Raw genomic sequence first — 17,283 nt, 5'->3', positions numbered from 1 at the left:
CCCACCGGGGGACCGAACCGGTCCAGGGCGGCGTCCAAATGCGCGGGTGTATCGACGATTTCACTCGACGCGGTGCGCACACCCGCCGCGACCATCACCTCTTTGGCGAATGCCTTCGAGCCTTCGATGCGAGCGGCGTCCTTGCTGGGACCGAAACAGACGATGCCGGCGGCTCGCACCGCGTCGGCCACCCCGAGCACCAGCGGCACCTCGGGACCGATGACCACCAGGTCGGCGCGGACCTCTCGCGCCAGTGCCACGACGCCGTCCGCCGAGGTGATGTCGACCTCGTACTGGTCGGCCAGCCGGGCGGTGCCGGCGTTGCCCGGAGCGATCGCCAGCCCCGTGACCTGGGGGTCTTTGCGAAGCGACAACAGCAACGCATGCTCACGGGCACCGGAACCAATCACCAGGACGCGCACGACACGTCAGACTAGCCCGGTCGAAAGGCGCACGCCCACACTCCCCGGGGGATTTCAGAGGATTTTCTCCAGCAGGGCCTTGAGGTCGTTGCGCTGCGCGGCGGTGAGGCGTCCGAGGCGCTTGTCGAACTCGCCGGAGAGCAGGGTCAGGCCTTTCCTGGCGGCCTGACGCCCGGCCGGCGTGAGCAGCAGCCGGTGGCGACGCAAATCGGACGGGTCGATCTCGCGACGCACGAAACCCGCGGCCTCGAGCCGTTTCAGGTACAGGGTCACGGTCGCCTTGGGCATGCTCAGCGTCGCGGCCAGTTCGGCCGGATAGGGGTGCTCGTCGATCTCGGCGAGCAGAAACAATTCCTTGGACTCGAGGCCCAGCGCGCAGATGTCGGCCTCGGCGCAGGAGATGACCGAGAGCAGCACCCGGTAGTTCAGTGACCAGATCTTGGCCGCATCTACCGCAGACATCGACTTGCCAGATCGTTCAGCAATGAACTAGTTTTGTTGTGAACAACCCCATGGTCGAACAATCTACCAGGAAGTGGGCATCATGCCGCTGGATCAATACGTGACACTCGGACGATCTGGTCTGCGCGTCAGCCCGCTGTGCCTGGGTGCGATGACCTTCGGCGAGGACCTCGGCTGGGGCACCAGCGTGGAAGAGTCGCAACAGATCATCGATCGATACCTCGAACTCGGCGGCAACTTCATCGACACCGCCAACTTCTACACCCGAAGCCACTCCGAGAAGATCATCGGCGACCACGTCGGGCGCCACCCCGCCCGTCGCGATCGGTTGGCGATCGCGACCAAGTTCAGCGGCAACCTGTATCCGGGAGATCCCAATGGCGGTGGCTCGGGCCGCAAGTCGTTGATCAATGCCTGCGAAAATTCGTTGCGGCGCTTGCAAACCGACTACATCGACCTGTACTGGCTGCACATCTGGGACGCGAACACCCCCATCGAGGAGACGATGGCGGCACTCGAGGACCTCGTTCGCGCCGGCAAGGTGCGCTACATCGGCGTTTCGGACACCCCGGCGTGGAAGATCGCCCAGGCCAACCTCATCGCCGGTTTCCGCGGCTGGTCGGCATTCGTCGGGCTCCAGGTCGAATATTCGCTGCTCGAGCGCACCATAGAACAGGAACTCGTGCCGATGGCGTCCGAATTCGGCCTCGGCATCACGCCGTGGTCGCCGTTGAAGGGTGGTGTGCTGAGCGGCAAGTACACCCGGGCCAACGGCGGCCAGCACAACGCGGACCGCGGCGCCATGGTCGACGCCTTTCTCAACGAGAAGACGTACGCCCTCATCGACGAACTCGCGGCGATCGCGAAGGCGCACGAGACGAACGTCGCCAGCGTGGCGCTGGCTTGGGTGCGCGCGCAGCGTGCCGTCTCATCGGTCATCATCGGGGCACGCCGGCTCTCCCAGCTCGAGGACAACGTCCGGGCCGTCGACGTGAATCTTGACGCCGATGAGCTGGCGCGACTCGACGGGCTTACCAAACCGAGGCTGGGGTTCCCGCACAACATGCTGGAACTGGCCCCTGGCATCATCAACGGCGGAACGACGGTCAACGGGACTTCCGCACCGATCTCCGAGTACGTGATGCCCAAAGGCGTTCAGCCGTATTGATAACCTCCTCGGCCCAGGCCTTGATAGATCAGCCGAGCATATTTTCGGGTGCGATCGGTCCCGGATGAGGTGACCTGTCCCATCTTATTCATCACGTAGCCGAAGGTGGTGCGGCAGAAGGGGTTCATCACCACCATCGAACCGCCCCATCCGCCCCAGAAGCAGACCTTCTCGTCCGGGATGTCCGGCACCGCCTCGGGGTGGGGCAACCCGAAGCCAATTCCCCACCGAGCGGGCATGGCCAGCACCAGGTCCGTGCCGTTGGCTTGCTCCTGGAAGATCAAACATCGCCGCACGTCTTTTCGTCTCTGCGCGAACCGTGCAGGCCCACCTCAGCCACGTCTACTCCAAGCTCGGCCTCAGCTCGAGAGTGCAGCTCGCCCAAGAGGCTTCGCGGCACGCTTAGTCGGTGGCCTTGCCCCTGTGCATCTGCACCGCGGCATCCACGTTGCCCTTCTTGTCCTCTCCAGAACCCTTCGCCGCGGCCTTCTTGCGTTTGGCCACGACGGCGTCGACGGCGCCGTTGAGCGCCGAACCCAGCGGGAAGCCCAGGTAGTGGGTCAAGAAAACCGCCATCTCCTTCAGTTCGGTCTCGCTGAGTTCGCCGTTGAGAAGGGCGGCGTTGATCTGAATTTCGGCCAGGTCGCGGTTTCCGATCGCGGTCACCGCCGTCAGCGTCATGATGCGCTTGTCGCGCATCGACAGTCCCGGCCGCGTCCAGATGCTGCCGAACAGGTGGTCGACGGTCAGGTCGAAGTACGCGTCGCCTTCGATGTTAGGCATCTCCCAGCCGTAGACCTCGTTCATCTTCGCGAGACCCTTGCTGCGCAGCTCGTCCATCACGCCTCTTTCTCTGTGTGCGGAACCCCGAGGTCCGCCGCCAACCGCTGTAAGGCCAACTGGGCAAACGGCAGATCGACCGAGACCGCCTCGCCGAGAGCCAGTGCCAGGCTCAGGTCCTTCTCCCCCAGACCGCGGGCGTGCACAAAAGACTGGTACAGGAAGTTATCCGGTTCAATGTCTTTCATGTTGTCGCGGACCATGATCGCCCCCGGGCCACTGGTGAGGGCGTCGGTGTGACGGACCACCCGGCCCAGTGCCTGCAGATCTAGCCCGGCCGCCTCGGCGAGTTTCATGGCCTCGCACGCCACGGCGTACGAAGTGAACGTCAACATGTTGCGGGCCAGCTTCATCCGCGTCCCGGCACCCGGCTCGCCGGCGTGGATGACCATCGCCGCCCAGTGTTTGAACGCCGGCTTGATCCGCTCGTACACTTCGCGCTCGGCACCCACCATCGTGGCGAGCTCACCCTTCGCCGCAGCGGCCGCCCCACCGCTGACCGGTGCGTCGACGATATGGATGTCTCGCGGCTTGTGCTCGGCCGCGAGTTCGGCCGCCGTGGTGTCGCTGATGGTCGAGTGGATCGCGATGACGGTGCCGGGTTTCGCGTGGGCCGCCAGCTCGCCGACCACCTCACGCACCTGGGCGTCGTTGAGCACGGTGATGTGGATGATGTCGGCGGCGGCGACGTCGGCGACGCTATCGGCCAGGCTGGCGCCCTTTTCGACCAGCGGGGTCATAGCCTCGGTCCTGATGTCGTACACCGTTACCCCGCCGGGCCATTCGGTCATTTTCGTGGCCATCGGCGCGCCCATGTTGCCCAGGCCGATGTAGCCGAGCGTCACCTGGTCACTCATGATCGGATTATCTGTCCGCCGTCAACGTTGAAGATTTGTCCGGTGATCCACGATGCCTCGTCGGAGAGGAGGAACAGACACATGCCGACCAGATCCGCGGGCGTGCCCATCCGCGACAGCGGCAGGCTCTTGACGATGTCGTCGACCATCTCTTTGGGGGTGGTCGTCCGGTTGGCCTCGGTGTCGATGGGTCCCGGAGCGATCGCGTTGATCCGGATCTTCTGGCCACCCAGTTCGCGGGAGAGCTGCTGAGTCAGACCGTTGAGCCCGACCTTGGCCAGGCCGTAGTAGTTCGCGTAAAGCCAAGCGGCGGTGGATGACTGGTTGACGATCGCTCCGCCGCCGCGCTTGGCCATCTTCTTGTACACCGCACGGGTGCACCACAGCGCCCCGTCGAGGTTCACGCTCATGAACCTTCGGTAGTACTCCGGGTCGATGGTGAGCAAGAAGTCGAGCTTCATGCCGCCAAAGATCGCGGCGTTGTTGACCAGATAGTCGATGCTGCCGAATTCGGCCAGCGTGCGGTCGGCCATCTCCTTGGCCGACGCGGGGTCGGACACGTCGACCGGAATGCTGATGGCGGTTCCACCGTCGGCGACGATTTGCTTGGCGACCGCGTCGGCGGCCTCGACGTTGATGTCGGCGACCACCACCGCCGCGCCCTCGCGGGCCAGTGCCTCGGCGTACGCCTGCCCGATGCCACCACCGGATCCGGTGACGATGCCGACTTTATTCTCGAATCGCATGGTTTCCTCTCGGTCGCCTGATTGGCGCGGTCAATGCACGGCTGTGGCAATGGTCTTGACTTCCAGGTACTCCTCGAAGCCGGCCAGGCCCATTTCTCGCCCGTTCCCGGACTGTTTGTATCCACCGAACGGCGCATCGGCCGAGTACCAAACACCGCCGTTGACATTGACGGTGCCCACCCGCATCCGCGAGGCGAAACTGGCCGCACGTTCGGGGTCGGCACTGAACACGGTGCCCGACAAGCCATATGGCGAGTCGTTGGCGATGCGCAGCGCGTCGTCTTCGCCGTCGTAGGCGATCACGGTGAGCACCGGCCCGAAAATCTCCTCACGGGCGGGCCGCGCGTCGTTGGTCAGGCCCGCGATCACGGTGGGCTCGATGAAGAACCCGCGGTCCTTGTCCGCCGGTCGGCCGCCGCCACAGGCGAACGTCCCGCCCTCGGCGATCGCCAGATCGAGGTAGCTTTGCACCCGCTCGCGTTGCCGCGCGGAAATCACCGGCCCGCACACGGTTCCGGAGTCGTCGGGGTCGCCGGGCTTGATCGATCCCATGGTCCCCGCCGCGATGGCGACGGCCTCGTCGTAGCGGGCCCGCGGCACGACCAGCCGGGTCGTGATCGCGCAGCCCTGCCCGGCGTGCATGGACGCGGTGAACGCAGACATCGAACACGCCCCGCCCAAGTCGGCGTCATCGAGAACGACGAACGCCGACTTGCCGCCCAGCTCCAGGAACACCCGCTTGATGGTCGCGGCGGCGTCGCCCATGACGCTGCGGCCGGTCGCGGTCGAACCGGTGAACGAAACCATGTCCACCCGAGGGTCTTTCGATAGCAGCGCCCCCATTCGGTGGTCGTTCGACGTGATGATGTTGATGACACCGGGCGGGAAGTCGGTGTGCTCGGCGATGATTTCGCCCAGCACGGCGGCACACCAGGGTGTGTCCGGTGCGGGCTTCAACACCACGGTGTTGCCGGCGGCCAGTGCGGGTCCCAGCTTGGCGAGGTTGATCTGGTGCGGGAAGTTCCACGGAGTGATCGCGCCGACGACACCGACGGCCTCCCGCGCGATCGTGCGCCGGGTCGGGATGCCCATCGGCGAGGCCTGGCCGAGGTCCTGATTCCACTCGTAGGACTCGGCGGTGTCGGCCGCGAAACTCAGGTCGCCGACCGGGCCCTCCAACTGGGCGGCCGAGGTGAGCATTCGCGGGGCGCCGACCTCGGCGATGGTGATATCGCGCAGTTCCTCGATGTGGTCGCGCATCGCGTCGCGCAGCTGTCGTATGCAACGCACCCGCAATTCGGTGTTGCGGGACCAGTCCGTCTCGTCGAAGGCGCGCCGCGCGGCGTCGATTGCGCGATCCATGTCGGTGGCGTCGGCGTTGGCGGCAACGCCCAGCACCTCCTCGGTCGCCGGGTTCACCGTCGGGAAGTTGCCCGCGCTGCCTGGCGACAGCTTGCCGTCGATGAACAGTTCACTCACGCCGTCGGCCAACAAGGCCATGTCCCGCTCCCGTCTGTGCGCGGCAATCGCCACGCCGTCTAGTGGACAGTTGTCCGATATTGCCCGATCGAACCATAGTCGCCAGGCCGCCGAAGGTGCAAGGGCTGATCTGGATTGGCGCCCGGCGGACCGTACATAATGCCAATAAAGCAGCATATTTGTGGAGCGGGCTTGCTTCTCGCCGTTTCGATCCACTAACTTGGACATGTGTCCAGCGACGCACTGGTGACCATCACATCCGACGGCGACCGCCAGACCGGTCAGCCGGCGCGCAACCGTCGGCAGGAGGAGACGTTCCGCAAGGTGCTGGCGGCCGGCATCGAGACCTTGCGGGAAAAGTCGTACGCCGACCTGACGGTGCGTGCGGTCGCCGCCCGCGCCAAAGTCGCCCCGGCCACCGCCTACACCTACTTCTCGTCGAAGAACCACCTGATCGCCGAGGTGTATTTGGACCTGGTGCGGCAGGTTCCGTTCTTCACCGACGTCAACGACCCGATGCCCGTGCGGGTGGACAAGGTGTTGCGTCACCTGGCGCTCGTGGTCGCCGACGAACCCGAGGTCGGCGCGGCATGCACGACGGCACTGCTCGGCGGTGGCACGGATCCTGCGGTGGGTGCCGTGCGCGACCGCATCGGCGCGGAGATCCACCGCCGCATCGCGACGGCCATCGGGCCCGGAGCCGAACCGAATACGGTGGCCGCGCTTGAGATGGCGTTCTTCGGCGCGTTGGTACAGGCCGGTAGTGGCCAGTTCACCTATCACCAGATCGCCGACCGATTGGCCTACGTAGTGAGTCTCATCCTGCCCGGGACGACAAGCCAGGAGACAAGAACTTAGATGACCGTCCATGTGGGCGACCACGAGCTGGTCCTCGATCCCTATGATTACGACTTCCATGAAGATCCGTACCCGTATTACCAGCGGCTGCGCGACGAGGCTCCGCTGTATCGCAATGACGAGCTGAAGTTCTGGGCGCTATCGAGGCACCAGGATGTGCTGCAGGGATTCCGCAACAGCACAACGCTTTCCAACAAGTACGGCGTCTCGCTGGACCCCGCGTCGCGAGGCCCGCACGCCAGCAAGACGATGTCGTTTTTGGCGATGGACGATCCCGCCCATCTGCGGCTGCGGACGCTCGTCTCGAAAGGCTTCACCCCGCGACGTATTCGCGAACTCGAGCCGCGCGTCACCGAGATCGCGACCCAGCATCTCGACACCATGCTGGACAAGGCCAAGCACGGTGCGGTCGACTACGTCGACGAGTTCGCCGGCAAGCTGCCCATGGACGTCATCTCCGAATTGATGGGAGTTCCCGAGCCGGATCGAGATCGGGTTCGGGCCTGGGCCGACGGGGTCATGCACCGCGAGGAAGGTGTCACCGACGTGCCACCGGAGGCGGTTGAGGCCTCGCTCAACCTGATCGTCTACTACCAGGGAATGGTGGCCGAGCGGCGCGAGAAGCCGACCGACGACCTGACCTCGGCGCTGCTGGAAGCCGAGATCGACGGCGACCGGCTGACCGACGACGAAGTGCTCGGATTCATGTTCCTGATGGTTATCGCCGGCAACGAGACCACCACCAAACTGCTTGCCAATGCCGCATTTTGGGGCCACAAGAACCCGGAGCAACTCGCGCCGGTCTACGAGGACCTGTCGCGGGTGCCGCTGTGGGTCGAGGAAACCCTGCGCTACGACACCTCCAGCCAGATCCTGGCTCGGACCGTGTCCGGTGAGCTCACCCTCTACGACACCACCATTCCCGAGGGCGACGTCCTGCTGCTGTTGCCCGGTTCCGGACATCGGGACGAGCGGGTCTTCGACAACCCTGACGATTACCTGATCGGGCGCGAAATCGGGCCCAAACTATTGAGTTTCGGTAGCGGCGCACACTTCTGCCTGGGCGCGCATCTGGCGCGGATGGAAGCCCGGGTCGCGCTCACCGAGTTGTTCAAGCGGATCCGCGGATACGAGGTGGACGAGGCCAACGCCGTCCGCGTCCACTCGAGCAATGTCCGCGGATTCGCTCACCTACCAATGAGCGTGGAGGTCCGCTGAATGCCCCGGTTTGAACCCTTGCCCGAACGCCGTCCGGCCATCGTGGCCGGTGCTTCCTCCGGCATCGGAGAGGCAACCGCGATCGAGCTCGCGGCGCACGGCTTCCCCGTCGCCCTGGGTGCGCGCCGGGTCGAGAAGCTCGACGACATCGTCGGCAAGATCAACGCCAACGGCGGCGAGGCGGTCGGATTTCACCTGGACGTCACCGACCCCAATTCGGTGAAATCCTTTGTCGCACAGTCGACCGACGCGCTGGGCGACATCGAGGTGCTGGTTGCCGGCGCCGGCGACACGTACTTCGGCAAGCTCGCCGAGATCGCAGGCGACGAGTTCGAGTCGCAGCTGCAGATCCACCTCGTCGGCGCCTTCCGCTTGGCCTCAGCCGTCCTTCCGGGCATGCTCGACCGGCAGCGCGGCGACCTGATCTTCGTGGGTTCCGACGTCGCCCTGCGCCAGCGCCCACACATGGGCGCCTACGGCGCCGCCAAGGCCGCGCTGGTCGCGATGGTCACCAACTTTCAGATGGAGCTCGAGGGCACCGGTGTGCGGGCCTCGATCGTGCACCCCGGCCCGACGAAGACCTCGATGGGCTGGAGCCTGCCGGCCGAAAAGATCGGCCCCGCATTGGAGGACTGGGCCAAGTGGGGCCAGGCCCGCCACGACTACTTCCTGCGCGCCGCGGATCTGGGACGGGCCATCACGTTCGTCGCCGAGACACCGCGCGGTGGCTTCATCGCGAACATGGAGCTTCAGCCCGAGGCCCCGTTGGCCGACAACAAAGATCGCCAGAAACTCGCACTTGGCGAAGAGGGGATGCCGTCATGACGACCACGACTGTGGTGCCCCGGGTTTCCGGCGGTGAAGAAGAGCATGGCCACCTCGAGGAATTCCGCACCGACCCAATCGGTTTGATGCAACGCGTCCGCGCCGAATGCGGGGACGTCGGCTGGTTCCAGCTGGTAGACAAGCACGTCATCCTGCTGTCCGGCGCGGGTGCCAACGAGTTCTTCTTCCGGTCCGCCGACGAAGACCTCGACCAGGCTGCGGCCTACCCGTTCATGGCGCCGATCTTCGGCAAAGGTGTGGTGTTCGACGCCAGCCCGGAGCGGCGCAAGGAGATGCTGCACAACTCGGCGCTGCGCGGCGAGCAGATGAAAGGCCACGCCGCGACCATCGAGGCTCAAGTGAAGGGCATGATTGCCGACTGGGGCGACGAGGGCGAGATCGAGCTGCTTGACTTCTTCTCCGAGTTGACCATCTACACCTCGACGGCCTGCCTCATCGGCGTGAAATTCCGCAACCAGCTCGACCACCGGTTCGCGGAGTACTACCACGAGCTGGAACGCGGCACCGACCCGCTGTGTTACGTCGACCCTTACCTGCCGATCGAGAGTTTTCGGCGTCGCGACGAGGCCCGCGTCAAACTCGTTGCGCTGGTGCAGGAAATCATGAACCAGCGACTGTCCAACCCACCCCAGGACAAGAGCGACCGCGATATGCTCGACGTGCTCGTGTCGATCAAGGACGAGGTCGGGAACCCGCGGTTCTCCGCCGACGAGGTCACCGGCATGTTCATCTCGCTGATGTTCGCCGGGCACCACACCAGTTCCGGGACCTCGGCGTGGACGTTGATCGAGCTGATTCGCCATCCCGACGTGTACGCCGAGGTGCTGGCCGAGCTCGAGGAGCTCTACACCGATGGCCAGGAGGTGAGTTTCCATGCGCTGCGGTCGATTCCGAAGCTGGACAACGTGGTCAAGGAAACCTTGCGCCTGCATCCGCCGCTGATCATCCTGATGCGGGTCGCCAAGGGCGAGTTCGAGGTCGAGGGTTTTCCGATTCACGACGGCGACTACGTTGCGGCATCCCCGGCAATCTCGAACCGGATCGCCGAGGACTTCCCCGAACCGGACGCGTTCAAGCCGGACCGCTACAACAAGCCCGAGCAGGCCGACATCGTCAACCGGTGGACCTGGATTCCGTTCGGCGCGGGGCGACACCGCTGTGTCGGTGCCGCGTTCGCTCAGATGCAGATCAAGGCGATCTTCTCGGTCCTGTTGCGCGAGTATGAATTCGAGATGGCGCAGCCGGCCGACAGCTATCACAACGATCACTCCAAGATGGTCGTGCAGCTGGCCCGGCCGGCCAAGGTGCGCTACCGCAAGCGCAAGGGGTAATGATGGGTTACCGAGTCGAAGCGGACTTGGATCTGTGCCAGGGCCACGCCATGTGCGAACTGGAGGCGCCTGACTACTTCCGGGTGCCCAAGCGGGGCAAGGTCGAGGTCATCGACGCCGAACCACCCGAGGAAGCCCGCGAGGAAGTCCAGCGGGCAGTCGAAATGTGTCCGACACAAGCACTACTCATCAAAGAGAAAGAAGACCGATAGTGGCGTCACGCGAAGAACTCGAGGCATGGGTCGACCGCTGGCTGCAGGCCAACAAGGACTGCGAAAAAGCCGGTGACTGGAGGCCGCTGGCGGACTTCTACACCAAGGACGCCACCTACGGCTGGAACATCGGCCCCAAGGAAGACGTGATGTGCGTGGGCGTCGACGAGATCCGCGACATCGCCCTGGGCCTGGAAATGGAGGGCCTGGAGAACTGGGTCTACGAGTACCAGAAAGTGCTCATCGACGAGAAGCAGGGCGAGATCGTCGGCTTCTGGAAACAGATCGTCAACAAGACCGACGGCACCCAGGACGAGATCTACGGCATCGGCGGCAGCTGGTTTCGCCTCAACAGCGACCAGCTCATCGAATGGCAGCGCGACTTCTTCGACTTCGGCCACGTCGCGTACATGTTCGGCAAACTCATCGAGTCCGGGGACCTGAGCGACGGCATGCAGAAGCGCATCGAGCGCAGCCTCGCCGGCGAGAAGCTGCCCGGCTACTACCCGCTTGGCGAGGCTCCGGTTCCGATTTGGTGAGCGCTGACCTCGTGACGGCGACTGCGGGAGCCAACCAAGCATTTGATTTGTTGCACGCGCTATGCTGACGCGACAAGGGTGCCTGTGGCACTCGTCACCCAGCTGGCCGGCATGAAGAGGCCGGTCAGCACTGATCGATTCAAAGGCGAAATGGGGTCAGGACCATCGTGAAGACAAAAGGCGCACTGATCTGGGAGTTCAACCAGCCCTGGTCTATCGAGGAAATCGAGATCGGCGACCCGCAAGCGCATGAGGTCAAGATCCAGATGGAAGCGGCGGGCATGTGCCACTCCGACCATCACCTGGTCACCGGAGGCATCCCGATGGCCGGTTTCCCGGTGCTGGGCGGCCACGAGGGCGCCGGCATCGTGACCGAAGTCGGTCCGGGCGTGGAAGACATCCAGCCGGGTGACCACGTGGTGCTGTCGTTCATCCCGTCGTGTGGCCAGTGTCCGACCTGTCAGGCGGGCATGCGCAACCTGTGCGACCTGGGCGCCGGTCTGCTGGGCGGCGCCGCGGTATCCGACGGCACCTTCCGCATCCAGGCCCGCGGCCAGAACGTCTACCCCATGACGCTGCTGGGCACGTTCTCCCCCTACATGGTCGTGCACCGCAGCTCGGTGGTGAAGATCGATCCGTCCGTGCCGTTCGAGGTTGCCGCGCTGGTCGGTTGCGGCGTCACCACCGGCTACGGTTCGTCGGTCCGCACCGCCGACATCCGCCCCGGACAGGACGTCGCCATTGTGGGCGTCGGCGGGGTCGGCATGGCGGCGCTGCAGGGAGCCGTCAACGCGGGCGCCCGCTACATCTTCGCGATCGACCCGGTCGAGTGGAAGCGCGACCAGGCGCTCAAGTTCGGCGCCACCCACGTCTACCCCGACATCATGGCCGCGATGGCGGGCATGGCCGAGGTCACGTACGGCCTGATGGCCCACAAGGTCGTGGTCACCGTGGGCGAGCTGCAGGGCGCCGACATCGACAACTACCTGAACATCACCCAAAAGGGGGGCACCTGCGTGCTGACCGCCATCGGCAGCCTGCTGGACACCAACGTCACCCTGAACCTGGCGATGCTGACCCTGATGCAGAAGAACCTGCAGGGCACCATCTTCGGTGGCGGCAACCCGCAGTACGACATCCCGCAGCTGCTGTCGATGTACAAGGCCGGCAAGCTGAACCTGGACGACATGATCACCCGCCAGTACAAGCTGGAGCAGATCAACGACGGCTACCAGGACATGCTGGACGGCAAGAACATTCGCGGCGTCATCCGGTTCACCGACGCCGACCGGTAGACCGGCGGCTGCGAAAGATCATGACCCAAACCGAGGAGTCCCAGGCATCGCCGGCACTTGCGGCGTCGCAGTCGTCGTGGCGGTGCGTTCAGGCGCACGACCGGGAGGGCTGGTTGGCGCTGATGTCCGACGACGTCGTCATCGAGGATCCGATCGGCAAGTCCGTCACCAACCCCGACGGCACGGGGGTTCGCGGCAAGGAGGCCGTCGGCGCGTTCTTCGACGCCAACATCGCCGCAAACCAACTCTCCATCACCTGCGAGGAGACCTTCCCGTCGAGTTCGCCCGACGAGATCGCCCACATCCTGGTGCTCAACAGCAAGTTCGACGGCGGCTTCACCAGCTCGGTGCGTGGCGTGTTCACCTATAAGGTCAATGACGCGGGCCTGATCAGCAACATGCGCGGCTATTGGAACCTCGACATGATGCAGTTCGGCAAAGAGGACTGAGCCGGCTCTCGACCAACGGCGATCTTCCTAACGGCGCGTGAAGGTCAGATGCACGACGCCGCTGGGGCTGCTCACCGATTCCACGTCGAATCGCCGTTCAAGGCCTTCCAGCCCCGTCCACAACGGCTCGCCCCGCCCCAGAATGATCGGCACCACCGCGATGTGCAGGTGGTCGACGAGATCGGCTTCGAGGAATTGGCGGACGCTCGACGGTCCCCCGCCCAGGCGAATGTCGCTGTCGCCAGCGGCTTTTCGGGCAATCTGCACGGCTTCGACGGGGCTTGCGTCGATGAAGTGAAAAGTGGTGCCACCCTCCATCTCGATCGCGGGCCGGGTATGGTGGGTGAGCACGAAGACCGGTGTGTGAAACGGCGGCTCGGAGCCCCACCAGCCTTTCCATTCCTCGCCGCCGTCTTGGCCGGTCCATGGTCCGCGCTGCGGCCCGAACTTGTTGCGTCCCATGATTTCGGCGCCGATGCCCGGCGCCCATTGGCTGGCCAAGGCGTCGTCGATGCCGGTGGCCCCGCCCGGCTCGCCATGCATGGCGCGGAAGGTCCGCGTCGTGAAAAACCACTCGTGGAGCCGTCCGCCGGCGTGTCCGAACGGCGCGTCCATGCTTTGCCCAATGCCCGTGCCGAAGCCGTCGAGGGACACCGAAAAGTTGTGCACGCGCACTCGTGACATGGCGAGGTCTCCTGAATCCATCCGTGTTGTGGGGCGTCGCAGGATTGACCCGCTACGGCGGCCGAACTCATCGGTGGTCGCCGAGATCGCCTTGCGGCTCGGGGCGCGAGCGCGACCGCGGCCGCAGCCACAAATCCGGCGCACATATGCTGGGGCCCATGGCGTCGATCTTCACCAAGATCATCAACCGTGAACTTCCTGGCCGCTTCGTCTACGAGGACGACGACGTCGTCGCGTTCCTGACGATTGAGCCGATGACGCAGGGGCACACGCTCGTCGTGCCCCGCGCGGAGATCGACAACTGGCAGGACGTGGACGGGTCGGCCTTCGCCCGGGTCATGTCCGTGAGCCAGTTGATCGGCAAGGCGGTGTGCAAGGCCTTCAGAACGGAGCGCTCCGGCCTGATCATCGCCGGGCTCGAAGTGCCGCATCTGCACGTGCACGTCTTTCCCACCCGCAGCCTGAGCGACTTCGGCTTCGCCAACGTCGACCGCAACCCGTCCGCGGAATCGCTGGACGAGGCCCAGGCGCGGATCAAGGCGGCGCTGGCTCAGTTGGCGTGAACCGGCTCGTGCGTCGGCACGTCACTGATGCGAGGCAGCGTCACCCGGAAGCGGCAACCCTCGCCGAGCGCGGTGGTCACGCTGACGACACCGCCATGCGCGCGCACCAACGACTCGACGATGGATAGGCCCAGACCGGTCCCGCCGCTGGCTCGCGCCCGCGACGAATCGGTCCGATAGAACCGCTCGAAGACGCGCGATGCGTCCTCCTGGTTCATGCCGGGCCCCTGGTCGGCCACTTCGAGCACCGCGTTGTCGCCGTCGGTGCCAACCCGCACGGTGACGTCGGCGCTTTCCGGGGTGTGCTGCAAAGCGTTGGCGACGAGGTTGCTCAACACCTGGCGGATCCGTGCTTCGTCACCGAGCACCTCCGGGGTGCCGGGACCGTCGAGGACCTCCATGGTGATGGTGCGCCTCGGGTCCATCGCCTGCCCGTCGTGCACGGCATCGCTGGCCAGAGCCAGCAGATCCACCCGACGGCGTTCGAGTGGGCGCTGCACATCGAGGCGAGCCAGCAACAGCAAGTCGTCCACCAGCAGGCCCATCCGCGAGGCCTCGCTTTCGATTCGCGACATCAGCATCGCGACGTCGCGGGCGGCACCCTGGCGATACAGCTCAGCGAAACCGCGGATGGTGGTCAGCGGGGTGCGCAGTTCGTGGCTGGCGTCGGTGATGAACCGCCGCATCCGGTCCTCGGAGCCGCGGGCCTTGTCCGCGGAGGACTCCGAGGACGCCAGCGCTTGTTGAATCTGCGCGAGCATCCCGTTGAGCGCCTGGGACAGCCGGCCCACCTCGGTGCGCGGATCTCGTTCTGGCACACGGCGATCCAACTGGCCCGACGCGATCGCCGCGGCGGTCTGCTCGACCTCGACGAGCGGGCGCAGGCTGCGCTGCACCACCGCGAAGCTGGCGATTCCGACGACCGCAAGCACCGCCACCCCGATGCCCATCTGCAACCAGACCAGCGAGGTGAGCGTGTGCTGGACGTCCGACAGATCGATCGCGACCGTGGTAAGCCCGTGCGGACCGTGCACCGAGACCGCCCGCCACTGAATGTCTGAGCCGTTCACCGACGGCAGTGTCGTCGGGTTGGGACCCACGTCGTCGTCGGCCGGTAGCGCCGGTTCGGCGTTGCGGTCGTTGATGGCGGTGAACGGGGTGCCGTCGGTGCTGACGCCGCGCACGTAGAACTTCGAGGGCGGCCGGCCCGGGTCGGGACCGTTGAAGGACGGCGGCGATTGCCGCCGCGGTGCCTGCGCCCAGCCGCGGGACGCATCTAGCAGAGTGGAGTCGATGCGGCTGACCAGGCTGTGCCGCAGGATCGACGTCACCGCGACGCCGGAAACGGCGAGGCCGCAGGCGACCAGCGCCAGGGTGGCAGCGACGAGCCCTATCCGGAGGGGCAAACCACGTCGAGGCTCGGTGACCATCTACCTATTCTTCGCTACCGCTGCTCACCGCGGTTCCCGCAGTACATAACCCACTCCGCGCAGGGTGTGCAGCAGCCGCTTCTCCCCCGTGTCGATCTTGCGACGCAGATACGACACGTAGGACTCGACGACATTGACGTCACCTCCGAAGTCATAACGCCACACGTGGTCGAGGATCTTCGGTTTGCTCAACACGGTGCCGGCGTTGATCACAAAGTAACGCAGCAGCGTGAATTCGGTCGGTGACAACGACACCGGCTGACCGGCTTTCCACACCTCATGGGTTTCCTCGTCGAGCTCGATGTCGGCGAAAGTGAGGCGCGCGCTGCGCGGTTCGGCCCCGGCTTTGCCCGCGCGGCGAAGGATGACCCGCAACCGGGCGACGACCTCTTCGAGACTGAACGGCTTGGTGACATAGTCGTCGCCGCCCAGCGTCAGACCGGCGATCTTGTCCTGCAGGGAATCCCGGGCGGTCAAAAACAGTGCCGGGGCGTCGATGCCGTCGGCGCGCAGCCGCCGCAGCACCCCGAACCCGTCCATGCCGGGCATCATCACGTCGAGGATGACCGCGTCGGGACGCGCCTCGCGCGCCCGATCCAGCGCCTGGGCGCCGTTGGTTGCCGTAGAGACCTCGAACCCCTGGAATTTCAGACTCACCGAGAGCAGCTCGACAATGTTGGCTTCGTCGTCGACTACGAGGACGCGAGCCTCGGATTTCGTGTCACTGGGGGTTGCCGATGTCATCAGATGCTCATGTCCCTTACTTGAACGTTTGCTATGTGAAGGTTGTGCACTTCCTGAAAGCTCAGTGCCAACGGACTGATAGTAGTCTGCCAGGAGTCATCGCATTGCCTTGGGACGTAAAGCCCTTGCCGGGTTTGCGTCGTGAATAGACTCTTGGAATGAACCTGACCAGAAGCATCGTGTCGGCTGCGACCGCGCCCGCCCGGGTGGGACTGGCCGCCGCGGATGCAAGTTTGAGCGTGGCGAGCGCGGCCGTCGGCGTGGCGAAGCGGGCTGTCGGTGAGAGCGGGGCCGCCGGCACCACCGCGATGACGTCCATGCTCGGGATTGACGACGCCATCGTCCGGGCCAATCGACTGGCCAGGCTGCTCGACGACGACGCCCCGCTGGGCCGGGCCGTGGCCCCGGATGGCCCGATCGATCGCTTGCTGCGCCCTGGCGGGGTGGTCGACATGCTGACCTCGGAGGGTGGCTTGCTCGACCGCCTGACCGCCGAGGGCGGGGCCCTGCAACGGACGCTGCAGCCCGGTGGTCTGGCCGATCAGCTGGTCGCCGAAGACGGTCTGATCGAGCGGCTGCTGGGCGAGGACGGCCTGGCCGACCGGCTGCTCAGCGAGGGCGGGCTGATCGACAAGCTGACGGCGAAGAACGGTCCGCTGGATCAGTTGGCCGACGTCGCCGACACCCTGGCTCGACTGACGCCGGGTATGGAGGCGCTCGAGCCCGCCATCGCCACCCTGCAAGACGCCGTCATCGCACTCACCATGGTGGTCAACCCGCTGAGCAACATCGCCGACCGGATTCCGCTGCCGGGGCGGCGGCGCCCCTCGTCACGGGCGGTGCGCTCAGCAGGCGTGATCGACAGCGAAAGGTGACCGATTAGGCTGGGTCCGGTTTTACCCCGCCTCCTTAGCTCAGTGGTAGAGCACTCGCCTTGTAAGCGAGCGGTCGTCAGTTCAATCCTGACAGGGGGCTCTGCGCAAGCTGTATGAGTTCGGCTGATGCTTGACATTTTGTCTTCGGGTGATGGCTGACAGTGTTTCGGCTGATGGTTGACAGTTACTTCGGTTGATCCTTGACACTCCCTAGATGAGGGAGTTGAGCGTGGCCGAGCAGAGGTATCAGGCCGTGTTGGCGGTG

Annotated in this window: 19 protein-coding genes, 1 tRNA gene and 3 pseudogenes; 13 read left to right on the top strand and 10 right to left on the bottom strand. The window is 65.2% G+C overall.

Going from position 1 to position 17,283, the window contains the following annotated elements; all coding sequences use genetic code 11:
• Both A5652_RS01210 and A5652_RS01205 read right to left on the bottom strand, forming a co-directional pair.
• Positions 1–422, bottom strand: a pseudogene (locus A5652_RS01210) (phosphoribosylamine--glycine ligase); the annotation flags it as partial.
• A gap of 54 nt (positions 423–476) precedes the next feature.
• On the bottom strand, positions 477–884 hold the full coding sequence (locus A5652_RS01205; protein ID WP_067345782.1) for a MarR family winged helix-turn-helix transcriptional regulator: 408 nt from the start codon (positions 882–884) through the stop codon (positions 477–479).
• 73 nt (positions 885–957) lie between these two features.
• Here A5652_RS01205 and A5652_RS01200 point away from each other — a divergent pair, with 73 nt between their 5' ends.
• A complete protein-coding gene (locus tag A5652_RS01200) occupies positions 958–2,052 on the top strand; it encodes an aldo/keto reductase (RefSeq protein WP_067345779.1) in 1,095 nt (364 codons plus the stop codon).
• Here A5652_RS01200 and A5652_RS28280 read toward each other — a convergent pair.
• Positions 2,040–2,348 carry a hypothetical protein gene (locus tag A5652_RS28280; RefSeq protein ID WP_067345776.1) on the bottom strand — a complete coding sequence of 103 codons (309 nt, stop codon included), beginning with the start codon at positions 2,346–2,348 and terminating at the stop codon, positions 2,040–2,042. The genes A5652_RS01200 and A5652_RS28280 overlap by 13 nt on opposite strands.
• On the opposite strand from A5652_RS28280, the pseudogene A5652_RS28275 reads away from it, so the two are divergent.
• Positions 2,327–2,458 (top strand): annotated as a pseudogene (locus tag A5652_RS28275) (response regulator transcription factor); the annotation flags it as partial. The gene A5652_RS28280 and the pseudogene A5652_RS28275 overlap by 22 nt on opposite strands.
• On the opposite strand, the gene A5652_RS01190 reads toward A5652_RS28275, so the two are convergent.
• The 4 genes from A5652_RS01190 to A5652_RS01175 are packed head-to-tail and all read right to left on the bottom strand — an operon-like array spanning position 2,455 to position 5,995.
• On the bottom strand, positions 2,455–2,892 hold the full coding sequence (locus A5652_RS01190; RefSeq protein ID WP_067345773.1) for a carboxymuconolactone decarboxylase family protein: 438 nt from the start codon (positions 2,890–2,892) through the stop codon (positions 2,455–2,457). The pseudogene A5652_RS28275 and the gene A5652_RS01190 overlap by 4 nt on opposite strands.
• Complete coding sequence (locus A5652_RS01185) at positions 2,892–3,749, bottom strand: NAD(P)-dependent oxidoreductase (protein ID WP_067345770.1); 858 nt, start codon at positions 3,747–3,749, stop codon at positions 2,892–2,894. The genes A5652_RS01190 and A5652_RS01185 overlap by 1 nt, the downstream gene beginning before the upstream one ends.
• The gene (locus tag A5652_RS01180) at positions 3,746–4,495 is read right to left on the bottom strand and encodes an SDR family oxidoreductase (protein WP_067345766.1); all 750 of its coding nucleotides are present in this window, start codon (positions 4,493–4,495) and stop codon (positions 3,746–3,748) included. The genes A5652_RS01185 and A5652_RS01180 overlap by 4 nt, the downstream gene beginning before the upstream one ends.
• Before the next feature lie 30 nt (positions 4,496–4,525).
• Positions 4,526–5,995, bottom strand: a complete 1,470-nt coding sequence (locus A5652_RS01175) for an aldehyde dehydrogenase (RefSeq protein WP_067345762.1) — start codon at positions 5,993–5,995, stop codon at positions 4,526–4,528.
• Positions 5,996–6,202: 207 nt separating this feature from the next.
• Here A5652_RS01175 and A5652_RS01170 point away from each other — a divergent pair, with 207 nt between their 5' ends.
• The 8 genes from A5652_RS01170 to A5652_RS01135 all read left to right on the top strand — a co-directional run bounded on the left by A5652_RS01170 (position 6,203) and on the right by A5652_RS01135 (position 12,722).
• Positions 6,203–6,832, top strand: coding sequence for a TetR/AcrR family transcriptional regulator (locus tag A5652_RS01170; RefSeq protein ID WP_067345757.1), 630 nt, complete (start codon positions 6,203–6,205; stop codon positions 6,830–6,832).
• The gene (locus A5652_RS01165; protein ID WP_067345755.1) at positions 6,833–8,050 is read left to right on the top strand and encodes a cytochrome P450; all 1,218 of its coding nucleotides are present in this window, start codon (positions 6,833–6,835) and stop codon (positions 8,048–8,050) included.
• A complete protein-coding gene (locus tag A5652_RS01160) occupies positions 8,051–8,875 on the top strand; it encodes an SDR family oxidoreductase (RefSeq protein ID WP_067345754.1) in 825 nt (274 codons plus the stop codon).
• Positions 8,872–10,227: a cytochrome P450 gene (locus A5652_RS01155; protein ID WP_067345752.1), complete on the top strand. Its 1,356-nt coding sequence runs from the start codon at positions 8,872–8,874 to the stop codon at positions 10,225–10,227. The genes A5652_RS01160 and A5652_RS01155 overlap by 4 nt, the downstream gene beginning before the upstream one ends.
• Before the next feature lie 2 nt (positions 10,228–10,229).
• Positions 10,230–10,439 (top strand): ferredoxin, encoded by a 210-nt coding sequence (locus A5652_RS01150; RefSeq protein WP_369805709.1) that lies wholly within the window; start codon positions 10,230–10,232, stop codon positions 10,437–10,439.
• Positions 10,439–10,978: a hypothetical protein gene (locus A5652_RS01145; protein ID WP_067345747.1), complete on the top strand. Its 540-nt coding sequence runs from the start codon at positions 10,439–10,441 to the stop codon at positions 10,976–10,978. The genes A5652_RS01150 and A5652_RS01145 overlap by 1 nt, the downstream gene beginning before the upstream one ends.
• Before the next feature lie 167 nt (positions 10,979–11,145).
• Complete coding sequence (locus A5652_RS01140) at positions 11,146–12,273, top strand: NDMA-dependent alcohol dehydrogenase (protein WP_067345744.1); 1,128 nt, start codon at positions 11,146–11,148, stop codon at positions 12,271–12,273.
• Between the two features lie 20 nt (positions 12,274–12,293).
• Positions 12,294–12,722, top strand: coding sequence for a ketosteroid isomerase family protein (locus A5652_RS01135; protein ID WP_067345741.1), 429 nt, complete (start codon positions 12,294–12,296; stop codon positions 12,720–12,722).
• A 27-nt stretch (positions 12,723–12,749) separates the two neighbouring features.
• Here A5652_RS01135 and A5652_RS01130 read toward each other — a convergent pair whose 3' ends face one another.
• Positions 12,750–13,406, bottom strand: a complete 657-nt coding sequence (locus A5652_RS01130) for a dihydrofolate reductase family protein (RefSeq protein WP_067345785.1) — start codon at positions 13,404–13,406, stop codon at positions 12,750–12,752.
• Positions 13,407–13,564: 158 nt separating this feature from the next.
• Here A5652_RS01130 and A5652_RS01125 point away from each other — a divergent pair, with 158 nt between their 5' ends.
• Entirely contained in the window at positions 13,565–13,969 is a 405-nt protein-coding gene (locus A5652_RS01125) for an HIT family protein (RefSeq protein ID WP_067345738.1), read from the top strand.
• Here the strand turns inward: A5652_RS01125 and A5652_RS01120 are convergent.
• Together A5652_RS01120 and A5652_RS01115 are read right to left on the bottom strand one after the other, a co-directional pair.
• Positions 13,941–15,399: pseudogene (locus A5652_RS01120) on the bottom strand (sensor histidine kinase). The gene A5652_RS01125 and the pseudogene A5652_RS01120 overlap by 29 nt on opposite strands.
• 24 nt (positions 15,400–15,423) lie before the next feature.
• Positions 15,424–16,143 carry a response regulator transcription factor gene (locus tag A5652_RS01115; RefSeq protein ID WP_067345732.1) on the bottom strand — a complete coding sequence of 240 codons (720 nt, stop codon included), beginning with the start codon at positions 16,141–16,143 and terminating at the stop codon, positions 15,424–15,426.
• Between the two features lie 158 nt (positions 16,144–16,301).
• On the opposite strand from A5652_RS01115, the gene A5652_RS01110 reads away from it, so the two are divergent.
• Positions 16,302–17,018 (top strand): hypothetical protein, encoded by a 717-nt coding sequence (locus A5652_RS01110; RefSeq protein WP_067345730.1) that lies wholly within the window; start codon positions 16,302–16,304, stop codon positions 17,016–17,018.
• A 28-nt stretch (positions 17,019–17,046) separates the two neighbouring features.
• Positions 17,047–17,118 (top strand) — tRNA-Thr (locus A5652_RS01105).
• Positions 17,119–17,283 lie beyond the last annotated feature (165 nt).

The organism is Mycobacterium sp. 1165178.9 (genome assembly GCF_001673555.1).
Lineage (GTDB): Bacteria > Actinomycetota > Actinomycetes > Mycobacteriales > Mycobacteriaceae > Mycobacterium.
This window is presented reverse-complemented; position numbering and strand designations above follow the sequence as displayed.